This window comes from Shewanella sp. MM_2022_3 (genome assembly GCF_022557375.1).
Taxonomy (GTDB): domain Bacteria; phylum Pseudomonadota; class Gammaproteobacteria; order Enterobacterales; family Shewanellaceae; genus Shewanella; species Shewanella xiamenensis.
The window spans coordinates 93606-106576 of the sequence record NZ_JAKZGV010000004.1 but is presented as its reverse complement, the minus strand read 5'-3'; the positions used below and the strand labels follow the sequence as shown (position 1 = coordinate 106576).

At 48.6% G+C, this 12971-nt stretch carries 10 protein-coding genes; 5 read left to right on the top strand and 5 right to left on the bottom strand.

Annotated elements, in window-relative coordinates; translation table 11 throughout:
- Both MMG82_RS04060 and MMG82_RS04055 read right to left on the bottom strand, forming a co-directional pair.
- The gene (locus tag MMG82_RS04060; RefSeq protein WP_241406504.1) at nucleotides 1-747 is read right to left on the bottom strand and encodes a helix-turn-helix transcriptional regulator; all 747 of its coding nucleotides are present in this window, start codon (nucleotides 745-747) and stop codon (nucleotides 1-3) included.
- A gap of 171 nt (nucleotides 748-918) precedes the next feature.
- The gene (locus MMG82_RS04055) at nucleotides 919-1707 is read right to left on the bottom strand and encodes a ComF family protein (protein WP_241406503.1); all 789 of its coding nucleotides are present in this window, start codon (nucleotides 1705-1707) and stop codon (nucleotides 919-921) included.
- 25 nt (nucleotides 1708-1732) lie between these two features.
- Between MMG82_RS04055 and bioH the strand changes: the two genes are divergently transcribed.
- Together bioH and MMG82_RS04045 are read left to right on the top strand one after the other, a co-directional pair.
- Nucleotides 1733-2524, top strand: a complete 792-nt coding sequence (bioH, locus tag MMG82_RS04050; protein WP_241406502.1) for a pimeloyl-ACP methyl ester esterase BioH — start codon at nucleotides 1733-1735, stop codon at nucleotides 2522-2524.
- 61 nt (nucleotides 2525-2585) lie between these two features.
- Nucleotides 2586-3140 carry a hypothetical protein gene (locus MMG82_RS04045; RefSeq protein ID WP_047537845.1) on the top strand — a complete coding sequence of 185 codons (555 nt, stop codon included), beginning with the start codon at nucleotides 2586-2588 and terminating at the stop codon, nucleotides 3138-3140.
- A 57-nt stretch (nucleotides 3141-3197) separates the two neighbouring features.
- Here MMG82_RS04045 and MMG82_RS04040 read toward each other — a convergent pair whose 3' ends face one another.
- From MMG82_RS04040 to greB, 3 genes are all read right to left on the bottom strand, one after another.
- Nucleotides 3198-5171 carry an LTA synthase family protein gene (locus MMG82_RS04040; RefSeq protein ID WP_047537842.1) on the bottom strand — a complete coding sequence of 658 codons (1974 nt, stop codon included), beginning with the start codon at nucleotides 5169-5171 and terminating at the stop codon, nucleotides 3198-3200.
- Between the two features lie 215 nt (nucleotides 5172-5386).
- Nucleotides 5387-7753, bottom strand: a complete 2367-nt coding sequence (locus MMG82_RS04035; RefSeq protein WP_055646993.1) for a Tex family protein — start codon at nucleotides 7751-7753, stop codon at nucleotides 5387-5389.
- A gap of 129 nt (nucleotides 7754-7882) precedes the next feature.
- Nucleotides 7883-8398 carry a transcription elongation factor GreB gene (greB, locus tag MMG82_RS04030; protein ID WP_037427391.1) on the bottom strand — a complete coding sequence of 172 codons (516 nt, stop codon included), beginning with the start codon at nucleotides 8396-8398 and terminating at the stop codon, nucleotides 7883-7885.
- 375 nt (nucleotides 8399-8773) lie between these two features.
- On the opposite strand from greB, the gene ompR reads away from it, so the two are divergent.
- The 3 genes from ompR to MMG82_RS04015 all read left to right on the top strand — a co-directional run bounded on the left by ompR (nucleotide 8774) and on the right by MMG82_RS04015 (nucleotide 12949).
- Nucleotides 8774-9499 carry a two-component system response regulator OmpR gene (gene ompR, locus MMG82_RS04025; protein WP_037423742.1) on the top strand — a complete coding sequence of 242 codons (726 nt, stop codon included), beginning with the start codon at nucleotides 8774-8776 and terminating at the stop codon, nucleotides 9497-9499.
- Nucleotides 9500-9539: 40 nt separating this feature from the next.
- Nucleotides 9540-10856 carry a two-component system sensor histidine kinase EnvZ gene (gene envZ / locus MMG82_RS04020; RefSeq protein ID WP_037423745.1) on the top strand — a complete coding sequence of 439 codons (1317 nt, stop codon included), beginning with the start codon at nucleotides 9540-9542 and terminating at the stop codon, nucleotides 10854-10856.
- A 116-nt stretch (nucleotides 10857-10972) separates the two neighbouring features.
- Nucleotides 10973-12949, top strand: a complete 1977-nt coding sequence (locus tag MMG82_RS04015; RefSeq protein ID WP_047535604.1) for a methyl-accepting chemotaxis protein — start codon at nucleotides 10973-10975, stop codon at nucleotides 12947-12949.
- Nucleotides 12950-12971: the final 22 nt, after the last annotated feature.

Below are 12971 nucleotides of genomic sequence, written 5' to 3'. Positions count from 1 at the left end.
TTAGATCAACTCATATTGATGGGCGAGATGAATTAAGTTTGCTCGATTCGTCGCCCCAAACTTCCTACGCATTGATTCCATATGGTATTCAACTCCCCTAATACTTATCGGGAGCTGGATTGAAATTTCATCATTCTGCAGGCCGTTTGCGACCATAACTAAGATATCTCTCGCATTATCTTTCAGTAGAGAACTTTGAAGAAACGGATTAAACAATGACTTATTACATTCAAATAGCTTGTTTTGGGCATCCTTTAAGGTCGCGCTCAAATCCGTTAATTGGATATCCGAATCATCCAGATGACTCAGCAGGATAAAGCGACCCACCCAATGTCGATTGCTATGGCATCCAACGGGCCAACTTAATACGGTCTGAATATGGTGTTTATTGAAAAGTCGGCGGGCCTTGTCACTTTTCTCACACGACAAGCGATACATATAAGATTTTGATGTATCTAACGAAAAACCAAAATTAAAGTCACTAGCGGCAATCTGACTTAAATAAAAACGCTGCAATTGGGCAACTTTTGGGGATGAAGCTACGCTGGCAGTGGGTTTACGCAGCGAGGCTTGCGAGAACAGGTTGGTTTCTTTTGGAAAGTGATAGTTTTCATACGCACAATGTGCGACCCCTTGAAACCAGAATCCACTAAAACCGTGCGGTTTCAAAGCAGTACTTATCGCTTGAATAACGTCTTGTAATGTCGATGCCGTATTGGCATTTGATAGCGCCCGTTTAGCGTCCATAAATACCCCCAAACAAAATATGATTAGAAGGTATCTCAATACAAGCAACAAACAAAACTTATAGATACATATACTTACATTTGATCTCAAAACTAAAAGTTATTTTTTACATCCCGTTTTTTTGACATAGTTTTGACGTTCGTAACGCTAAACTGCAACGATCTTTGCTAACTATAAGTCGATTGCCTCCAACAAGCCTGGCGCTTCGGCTCGTGCAAGACACCATATTTGAACATGCACGTATCGCGCTTCAAATAAACGGGCGATTTCCGCAACCGTCGTGCCTGTCGTCACCACATCATCCACTAACGCAATCCGTTGATAGGCAAAATCGGCATTTAAATCAAAGGCATCCTGTAGATTTCGTCGCCGCTGCGCGCCATTGAGTCCAGCTTGTGGGCGGGTATCTTGCAACCGAACCAATCCGTCACTGATCAGAGGGAGCGAGAGCTGCTTCGATAATTCATGTGCGATGAGCCAAGCTTGATTAAATCCGCGTTGCCTTAATCGGTTGGGGTGTAAAGGTACTGGTACTATGGCCTGTGGTAGAGTGATTAATCCTTGCTGTTCAAGCTGACCAACGCGCGCCACTAAGGCTTGGCACAATAGGGGTAAGGCGGCAAGTTGTCCCTGATATTTGATAGCGGCTATCCAAGGGCCAAAGCCTTGATGATAACTACAAGGAGCGATGACTTTTCGCGGCTGATGCTTTTGGCATTGACCACAATATTCCAGCTCAAGTTGCATGGATTTGCCGCAACCTAAGCAAATGGGGCTGTGATACAAGCCAGTTTGCAGGCATACCTGGCAAAATCCTGCTTCCGTTGAATTTAGGGATTGGTGGCACAGTAAGCAGCGGTTAGGTAAACTGCCTGCCAAGCAACGATGCACCCAATGCGAGACTAAGCGTAATAGCTTCGCCCCCTGTTGCGACCAAATCCATTTGCTATCGCCCGACATACAACATCCTATTTGAGGTATTTTAGTGAACGCTACAACGTCTACTCATCATCCACTCCATATCGAAACCATTGGCCAAGGGCCAGATCTGGTGATGATCCACGGTTGGGGGGTTAATAGCGCCGTGTTTACGCCGCTGCATGAGCAACTGTCTGAGTATAGAGTGCACTATGTCGATCTGCCGGGTTTTGGCTTAAGCCAACCGATAGCGGGCGATTTATCGACTTGGGTCGATGCGTTGATCAATGCCTTGCCCGCCAATGCAATTTGGGCTGGCTGGTCACTAGGCGGATTAGTCGCCACTCAAGCCGCCATAAGCTATCCCTCCCATGTCAGAGGATTAATAACTATCGCGTCCTCGCCCTGTTTTATGGCAAGGGAGGAAGAAGCATGGCCCGGTATCCCGCCACAAGTACTCAGTATGTTTGGCGAACAGCTTGGGCAAAATTTACCAAAAACCATTGAGCGCTTCTTAGCAATTCAGGCCATGGGCAGTGAAACTGCCAAAGACGATATCAAACAGCTACGGGATTTAGTCTTAGCTCGCCCACTTCCCGATGCTGCGGCATTAACTCAAGGCCTTGATATGCTGAATCAAGTTGATCTGAGACCGCAGTTATCGAGCATCAACCAACCTTGGCTACGGATTTGGGGCAGGCTTGATGGACTCGTGCCCAAACGCGTCCAACCTAAAATGCCAACAGCAAGCCACATCACCGATGTGATGCTCGCCAAAGCATCCCACGCGCCATTCGTGTCACATAGGCAAGAATTCTTACAAGCACTCTTACCTTGGTTGGCACAATTCAAGGACTAATGCTTTATCTTTGTGCAATTAGTGGCTAGTATTTAACCATTAAGGCTACAAGGAATTTTTCATGCTGCTTGTCAGTAACTACCCCCAAGTTCCGCTAGCGACCACGAATGTCGCGACGGACTCGGCTCGGGTCGACAATCAGCTAAAACCAGTGGTAATCCCACCTCAGGCTGCGACTAAAGGCCATGAAGAACGCGCCTTTAACCCGCAAAATGAACGTACTGCTGACCAAGCTCAGCAACAGGCTCGATTACTTGAGCAAAATCAGCAACAAGTTCAACAAAAGCAGCAGCAACAGCAATCCTCGCAGCAACAGAGTCAACAACAGCAAGAAAAACAAGCTCCAGTTGTGGCTGCTGATCGCGCACTTCCTAAAACGCTTAGGGTGCCAGTCCGAGGTCCTGCGGCCTTGCAACGCAAGGATATTCGCTTAAAGGTTGGCCAAAACAATACTCCGCCAACAAATACTAATGCAAAAACCAATACCAGCGCCGCTCGTCAACCTATACAAGGGGAGTCACCTCAGTTTTATCAACAAGTTGGGCAACGTATTAGCCAATATTATGCGCAACAGACTCAACCAGAGGCCGAGCCCGCCATGTCGTCATGGATTTGATGGGTTATGGCGTGTAGAAATAAAAATGCCGCTGATTAAGCGGCATTTTTTATGCGGTTATTTGCTCAAGTTACCCGAGCGATACAGCTCTTGCTGGTAGGCTAGGCTGCCCCACAGAGCCCAACTTAAGGCCTTTTTCTCCAGCGCCTGCGCCGCTGGCGCATAAGGCGTTAAGTGCTCAGTTTTTTCATCATATTGGAAACCTTGCGCCGCTTTCTCTGGCTGCAGGATCACCACATCCTTGCCTTCCATCAACGCAAAATTTTTGTCGTATTGCATCAGTGCACGTCCAGGCCAATCATCGCTGACCTGAGTTAAGTCACGCCCTAACATAGGGTAAGAGTCTGAAATACCAATCAAAGATAACAAGGTTGGCGGTAAGTCGATTTGACTCACGATACGGTGATCGCGTTTTGGTGCAACATTATCCCCAAGGATTAACCCAGGAATACGGAAACGCGATACTGGCACCAGATCCGCACCACCGACTCGACTGTCATGGTCAGCTACCACAATAAAGACGGTGTCCTTCCAGTAGTCGGCATTTTTGGCCAGCTTAAAGAACTCACCAATCGCATAATCGGCATATTTTGCCGCGTTATTACGGGTTTGTTTTGGTTGCTCATACAGCTCAATACGGCCATCGGGAAATTCGAATGGATCGTGGTTACTCGAGCTAAACACTAAACTAAAGAACGGTTTACCTTCGCTATGCAGACGCTCAAACTCACTATTTGCCTTACGCATTAAATCTTCATCAGAAGCACCCCAAGAGCCGACAAACGCAGGAGATTTATAATCCTTCTGATCGATAATGTCGCTAAAACCATTCCCGAGGAAGAAGCTACGCATATTGTCAAAATGGCTCTCACCACCATAGATAAATTGGGTGGTATAGCCGTGATTTTTTAACAATTCAGCGATACTGAAGAAACCCGTCTGGCTCTTGCCTAATTTCACCACCGCACGGGCTGGCGTAGGGGTAAAACCAGTCGTAACAGCTTCAATTCCGCGCACAGAGCGTGTGCCAGTGGCGTAGAGATTATCGAAATACCAGCCTTCCTGTGAGAGGGCATCGATATTTGGCGTTAACGGCAAACCACCTAAACTCCCCACAAAACGGGCTCCCAGACTTTCTTGCAGCAGGATCACTAAATTTTTAGGCTTTCCGGTATAACTGGCTTGGTTAAAGCTCAGAGAGGGAAGTTCATTTGAGGTAAACGCACTCTCAGGGCGACCGCTCTCCTGCCTAATGACCTTGATAATCTCATCTTTGTCCAAGGAGCCATACACCTTAGAAGCATCTTCCTCACTGCCCATTTGTTTGATCGCAAATACTAAAGAATAAGCGGAGTTAATCACTAAGGAGTTTACTAATGGATCATCGGCAAATGCCACCATCGCAGGGTTAATCGGTCTATGACCTAAGGTTGAACGCGCACCCAATAGGGTCAAAATGATAACCAGCACGGCTAACACCGGGCGCCAATACCAACGGGGGAAACGCAGGTTTTTACACAACTTACCGCTCAATACCCAGCCGCCCCATAGGGTTGCGATACTCAGCACCACAGAAAAAATCAGCTCAAGCTTGCGTCCCGCCCACAGCATCGACAGCACTTCTTTGGGATAAATCAAATACTCCACATACAAACGATTAGGGCGAATGCCATATTCCTCAATAAAGGCGGGCGTCGACACTTCGAGGAATAAGATAGTCCAGAGGCCTATGGTTAGCCATAAACGCAGAATCCATTGCCATGCTCGGCCAATCAAATGATCGCCCGAAAATATCGCCGTACCTAAAGCAGCCACACCCCATAACCAACATAGGGTTGCAATATCGACACGAATACCTTGCAGCAACAAATGCGACCAACCGTCAACAGCGGCTACACGTTCGCCCTGCCACAGGCCTAAACCGATTCGGCTAGCGGTAGCAATAGCCAGTACTAACAGACTGAAAATAAGAATGACGCGAAAGGGCCCGTGGGCGCCCTTGCGTCCACCAGCAGATAAACCTGACTGCATGTATTACCCCAAAAACATTAAACGCACACTCAGCTTTGGAGTGTCAATTTGAAAAATTACCAGAAGTTGCTATATGACAACCGATCTGGCTTAAGGTTGCATTAAATTGCCGCCTTTATATTACCTGTCGTAGCAAACATGCAACAATTTTGTGATTGAGGGGTAAAAAATGTCGACTCGGGCACATGCTAATGCCCGAGTCACATCGAGATGACTTACTTTTTCAGCTTAGCGAAAGCATCAGCAAAGGCATTGCCCATCGCCGCATTGACAGGGGCTGGCTTGGGTGCTGACCGCCCAGACTGAGGTTGTGATGATTTGTGCTGTGACGCTTTGTGCTGATTCGGTTTGTTACCCTGATGCTTACCCTGCACTGGCGTGCGAGTTTGCGACTTACTCTGATCAATCGCCTCATCCAGACGCATACTCAGGCCAATTCGGCGGCGCTCCACATCCACTTCCATCACCTTCACTTTTACCACATCACCCGCTTTGACCACGGTATGGGGATCAGTAATAAATTTGTCGGTTAATGACGAGATATGCACTAAACCATCTTGGTGCACGCCGATATCCACAAAGGCACCAAAGTTAGTCACGTTGGTGACAACGCCTTCGAGGATCATCTCAGGCTTGAGATCCTTAAGCTCTTCAACCCCATCTTTAAACTTAGCGGTTTTAAACTCGCCACGGGGGTCACGGCCAGGTTTATCCAGCTCGCTAAGGATGTCGGTCACTGTCGGCAGACCAAACTCAGGAGTCGTAAACTCCTGCGGTTTGATGTTGCGTAATAATTCTGAATTGCCAATAAGGCTCGCCACATCGACTTGTTTGGTCTTGGCAATCGTTTCGACCAGCGAATAGGCTTCCGGGTGAACCGCTGACATATCTAATGGATTATCGCCGTCACGAATACGTAAAAAGCCTGCGGCTTGCTCAAAGGCTTTAGGGCCTAAACGCGGTACTTTTAACAGCTCTTTACGATTTTTGAAGGCGCCGTTGGCATCGCGGTAATCCACCACGTTTTTGGCCAAGGTTTTATTTAAACCTGCAACTTGCGATAGCAAAGGCACAGACGCCATGTTTAAGTCCACGCCTACACCGTTTACACAATCCTCGACCACGGCTTCGAGCGAGCTAGAAAGCTGGCTTTGACTCACATCGTGTTGATATTGACCAACGCCGATAGACTTAGGCTCAATCTTCACCAGTTCCGCTAAGGGGTCCTGTAAACGACGGGCAATTGAGACCGCACCGCGAATCGAAACGTCTAGCTCAGGGAATTCTAATGCCGCCAGTTCTGATGCGGAATACACCGAGGCGCCCGCTTCGCTCACCATCACTTTGGTCAGCTGTGGTTGGCTGTCCTTGAGGCTGGCGATCAACTCAGCCGCTAATTTATCGGTTTCACGGGAGGCGGTGCCGTTACCAATCGCGATTAACTCTACCTTATGCATTTGCACTAAGTTGGCGAGGGTACGAATCGACTTGTCCCATAAATTCTGTGGTGCATGGGGGAAAATCGTGGTGTGTGCCACCAACTTACCCGTGTTATCCACCACGGCGACTTTAACGCCAGTACGTAGACCTGGGTCTAGGCCCATGGTTGCCTTGGCGCCCGCTGGCGCGGCCATCAGTAAATCACCCAAGTTACGGGCAAATACGTTAATGGCTTCCGCTTCGGCGCGCTCACGCATTTGCGAGATAAACTCGGTTTCCATTTGCAGGGCAATTTTAATTCGCCATGTGGCAGTAACGACCGTTTTGAGCCACTGATCCACACTGCTATCGCCCAGCTTTAAGCCTAAATGCTCACTAATAATGACTTCACAGTAACTGCCTTGACCCGCCTCTGCACCGGGATCGGCATTCATCGATAATGACAGGAAGCCTTCATTACGGCCACGGAGCATAGCTAAGGCGCGGTGAGATGGCACTTTGGCCAAAGGTTCGTTGTGCTCGAAATAATCGCGAAACTTCGCGCCTTCCTTCTCTTTGCCGGCGATAACACGGCTCTCTAACACACTGTTTTGGCTTAAATGTTCGCGAACTTTACGCAGTAATTCCGCATCTTCGGCGTAGCGCTCCATCAGGATATAACGGGCACCTTCCAATACCGCTTTGGTGTCGGCAAAACCCGCTTCTAGATTCAGATAACCCGCAGCCAATGCTTCAATATCGGCATTGCGATCCGCTAACAAGGTTTCGACCAGCGGCTCTAATCCCGCTTCAATGGCAATTTGGCCCTTAGTGCGACGCTTAGGTTTGAAGGGAAGATACAGATCCTCGAGACGCGTTTTACTATCGGCGCCTTCGATTTCCCGTTGCAGCTCAGGCGTTAATTTACCCTGCGCTTGAATGCTGGATAAAATCACCTGACGTCTGTCATTCAATTCACGCAAATAACCTAAACGGGTGTACAGCGTACGTAACTGGGTGTCGTCTAAACCACCAGTCGCCTCTTTACGATAACGGGCGACGAAGGGAACAGTGGCACCATTGTCGAGCAAATCTATGGTGGCAGTGACTTGATGCTCACGAACATTGAGTTCCTGAGCAATAATTTGGGCAATAGTCTGCATAAATAAAGTATCGTGCCTAACGGTTTGATTAATCCTAATTGCGCCCAAGATACCACAGGCGCAGTCGTTGTTTCATATGATGCGAGCGATTTGCCGCTGAAAATCGCCGAGAGTTTGATCTCGCGAGGTTTATTCCCCCTCGTCCGCGAGCGCCGAGTCAAGCAAGGTGTCGAACGGCGTATAACGGATTTCGTTGATATACCATGTCTTTGGGCCAGAGGGCGTTTGCACCACCACTTCATCATCAACTTGTTTGCCGATAAGCGCCCGTGCCATGGGGGAATCAATAGTGATATAACCCAGTTTAGTATCGAGCTCATCTTTACCGACAATCCGATAACGCACGCGCTCACCCGCGTCGTTTTCAAGCTCAAACCAAGCGCCAAAGTAAATTTTGCCTTCCTGCTGCGGAGAATAGTCGACAATTTTGAGTTCTTCGAGGCGCTTAACCAAATAGCGAACACGACTATCTATTTGACGCAAAAGCCTTTTGTTGTAAGTGTAATCCGCATTTTCACTTCGATCGCCCTGCGCGGCAGCCTCTTGCACTTTGAGGGTGATCTGCGGGCGATATTCCTTCCACAGGTATTTTAATTCTTTATCTAAGGTCATCCAGCCTTGGCGGGTGATCAAATGCGCTTTCATGTTAAGACTCTATAGTTAACTAAAACGAGCATAATTTTAAACAGGCATAGCACTGATGATACTCAGAGTCGCCGCCAAAGTTAAGGACTAGCAAAAAGCACCGCTGCCAGAAATGCCAATTTAGTTACAATTTCATATGTATAGTGAATATATTCAACGATTCCCATGCAATTTCATTTGCTTAGTATTAACATGAGTTGGCAATTTGTCGCATTCGACCGTCGTTGGCTTGCATCATGAGCTAGTCGCTCAGATTGAATCCAGCTATATTAAGCGCATTCTTGGCAGATTCGTTTTCAATTTCAGCCAGTTAATCTTTGTTGTATGACGGCATAAAAAATAAAAGCAATAATCCGAGCAATTTAAGGACATCCCATGGGACAAGAAACCTCGAAAATCCTCGTTGTCGATGATGATATGCGCCTACGAGCACTACTCGAGCGTTACCTGATGGAGCAAGGCTATCAGGTACGCAGTGCGGCCAATGCTGAGCAGATGGACCGTTTACTGGAGCGAGAAAACTTTCATTTGATTGTGCTCGATCTGATGTTGCCCGGGGAAGATGGCTTATCTATCTGCCGTCGTCTGCGTCAACAGGGCAGCACCATTCCGATTGTGATGCTCACCGCCAAAGGCGATGAGGTCGACCGCATTATCGGCTTAGAACTCGGTGCCGATGATTATCTGCCAAAACCCTTTAACCCGCGGGAATTATTGGCGCGGATTAAAGCGGTGATGCGCCGCCAAATTCAGGATGTGCCCGGCGCGCCCGCGCAGCAAGAAGCCGAAATTAGCTTTGGTGAGTTTTCACTCGACCTAGCTACCCGTGAGATGTACCACGGTGATGAGGCCATCGCGCTGACCAGTGGCGAATTTGCGGTATTAAAAGTGTTAGTTACCCATCCACGCGAACCGTTATCGCGGGACAAACTGATGAACCTCGCCCGTGGTCGTGATTATTCGGCGCTCGAGCGCTCGATTGACGTGCAGGTATCGCGTCTACGGCGCTTAATTGAAAAAGACCCCGCTAATCCGCGCTACATTCAAACCGTGTGGGGATTAGGCTATGTATTTGTGCCCGACGGTGCCGCCCGTCGATGAGCTGCTTTTGGCCTGTTGTTGACGCTTTTTTGGCACGACTATGAAACTTAAGTGGTGGCAGCGACTCCTTCCGCGCAGCGCCTTTAGTCAAACGGTACTGCTGATTGGTTGTTTGCTGCTGATCAATCAGCTGGTGTCCTATGTCACTGTCGCAGTGTATGTGTTAAAACCCAGCTATCAACAAATTAACCAGTTAATTGCCCGCCAAATCAATCTGTTATTTGTCGATGGTGTCGATATCGGCCGCGAGCACTTAACCATAGTCGATGCGCTCAATGCCAAAGTCCGCGACGATGGTATGAAGGTGTATAACCAACAGCAAGCCCGTGAAGCGGGCATCGAACAAGCCACCTACTACGGTTTTTGGTCATCACAGATGTCAGAATATCTCGGTGGCGATGCCGAAGTCCGTGTCACCCACGGCAGTGTTTTGCAAATTTGGATCCGCCCACCGCAGGCGCCGTCTGTGTGGATTAAAGTGCCGCTGATTGGGCAAAATGTTTCCGACTTGTCGCCACTGACCTTGTACTTGATGGTGATCGGTGCACTCAGTGTTGCCGGCGGATGGTGGTTTGCTCGCCAGCAAAACAGACCATTAAGGCGCTTACAAAAAGCCGCGATCTCGGTGTCCCGTGGCGAGTTTCCCGATCCTTTGCCGCTTAAAGGCTCCAGCGAACTGGTGGAAGTGACCAACGCCTTTAACCAGATGGCCCATAGCATGAAGCAGCTAGAGCAAGATCGTGCACTGTTGATGGCGGGTATTTCCCACGATTTGCGCACGCCGCTGACCCGCATCCGCCTTGCCTCTGAGATGATGGTTGAAGAAGATCAATATCTTAAAGACGGTATCGTCAACGATATTGAAGATATGGATGCCATTATCAGCCAATTTATTGCCTATATTCGCCAAGATCAGGAAGCCAGCCGCGAGCTCGGGCAAATTAATAAACTCATTCAAGATATTGCCCAGGCCGAAGCCAACCGCGACGGTGAAATTGAAGTCGTGCTGAGCGATTGCCCCGAGGCCTTATTTCAAGGGCTGGCGATTAAGCGGGTGTTGAGCAACTTAGTTGAAAACGCCTTTCGTTATGGCTCCGGCTGGGTGCGGATAAGCTCGCAATTTGACGGCAAACGCATAGGCTTTAGCGTTGAAGATAATGGCCCAGGGATAGATGAATCACAAATTCCTACACTGTTTCAACCTTTTACCCAAGGTGATATTGCCAGAGGCAGTGTCGGCTCAGGGCTTGGGCTCGCCATCATCAAACGGATTATCGACCGCCACCAAGGCCAAATTACCCTCTCGAATCGCGCCGCAGGCGGTTTAAAAGCCCAAGTTTGGCTACCGCTAGAATAATCCCAAAATCATAATGACAACGCTGACATTTGATTGGTTCTGTCATATTTATGTCACGCGAAATTCATAAACTTTAGGCAGTTAACTTACCTTAAGTTTCCAATGAAGATTGCATCATGAAGATTTCGACCTTGTCACGTACTGCTTCGGCGCTGTTGTTATTGCTTGCGGGATTATTAGCAGCAGTAGTACTTTGGAGTAGCGATCAAAGACAGCAGATTGAGCAACAAACCCAAGTACTCCAAGGCCTGCAACAGGACTTTCTCGTAGGCGTTCGCCGCGATCTTGATGGCTATTTAACCAGCGGCAACGCGACCCAACTCGAAGAAGCCAAAGCCAAGCTGAGCAAAATCAAAAACCAACTCAGCGAACTCAACCTTGCCGCATCAGGTAATGCCGATGAGGAATTACAGGCCGGCCTGAATCAATTCATTCAAGACTTAGACACTAAATACCGCGCGGCGGGCAAACTAGCAGGTAACCCAAGACAACTGCTGGCTCACGCAGAATCCGAAATGCTCGACTATAACCGTAGGCTTGGTAGCTATGCCGACAAAGGCTTAGCCGTTAATGCAGCAATAGCCGAGCAATATTTGCAATTAAGCCGTGACTTTCCCAGTATTGTTTATCAACTGTCGCAGCTTACCGATGGCTATCTCATTGATAAAAACCAGCAACTTAAGAATATTCTCGACAGCACCAGTAAAGCGCTTAACCAATGGCGCGATCAACTCAACGCCCTGCCATTAATCGGTGTATATGAACAACAGGAAGCCGATGAATTTGCCCTCGGCGCAAGTGAGCCGCAGCAAATTGAAGTGGGCGAAAATGATCGCAACGAGCTGTTAAGCCTTGCCAATCGATACAATAAAGAAGTCGCCAACACCCACCAATTGCTGCAAGCCAATCAGGAGATGCAAGCGCAATTAATTCAAGCGATTGGCAGAGTTGAACAGCAGCTCATTGCCCTCGGTGAGGCACAGGCCGCCAAAAACCAACAGCTCAAATATGAGTTACAAGTCATTCTTTATGCAATGGTTTCGATTATGGCGCTATTTGCGATCGGCTATTTAATCCTGCAACAGAACCGCGTGGTTAAACCCCTTAAACGCCTCAATCAAGCCTTTATGCAATTAAGCGAGTCCAACAGCCGTGAACGTTTGGACATCAATCGCCGCTGCGAAACCGGCCAAATTGCAGGGCATTTTAATCAGCTACTGCATCGTTTTGAACAGGAAGATGAACTCCAACGCCAACAAATGACTAAGGTTTCTCAATCCTTAAGTCAGTTGGTCGCGCGCATTACTCAACTGTCGCAGCACACCGAACACACTCAGACCATAGTCGCCGACACGCAGTCGCAAACCGAGCATATCCGTAGCCTCGCCAATGAGGTCAGTCATACCTCGGCTCTAGTCGAGCAGAGTGCGGTCGAAACCATGCGCCAAATGCAGTCGAGCCAAGCCGAGGCCGAAGCGGTACTGAGTGCCACAGAGCAAACCCAAACGGCGGTTGGCCTTTGCCATGCCTCGCTCGAAAGCCTGAATAACTCAGTGGCAGATGTGGCAAAAATCATTGATGTAATTGGCAATATCGCCGAGCAAACTAATTTACTGGCACTTAATGCCGCTATCGAAGCCGCCCGTGCAGGCGAGCAAGGTCGCGGTTTTGCCGTGGTCGCCGATGAGGTGCGCAGCCTTAGCCAACGAACTCAGGTATCGTTAAATGAAATTGTGAAAATCCTGCATCAGCTCACCCAATCTAACCTTGCTCTCGGCGAGAGTGTCGATGGCATTGCCCAAGCGACCGATAGCCAAAAACAGCGGGCACAGAGCCTATGGCAAATGGCACAAACCGTACAAAATCAAGCGAGTGAAATGGCCAATACCGCCAAACAAGGCTCGCTCAACGCCAAGGAACAGGTGGATTACCTCGATGAATTTGTTCGCAGCATGGATAACCTGAAAGACCAAGCGCAAACCAGTTCGCAGCAGAGCGAAGTCATCGCCCAAGAAGTGCAGCAAAGCGTGGAAAATATCGAAACCAGTTTAGGTATTGCCGACAGTCGTGTCGTGCCAATGCGCGCGGCTTAAGCTTAAGCACATAAAAAATGGC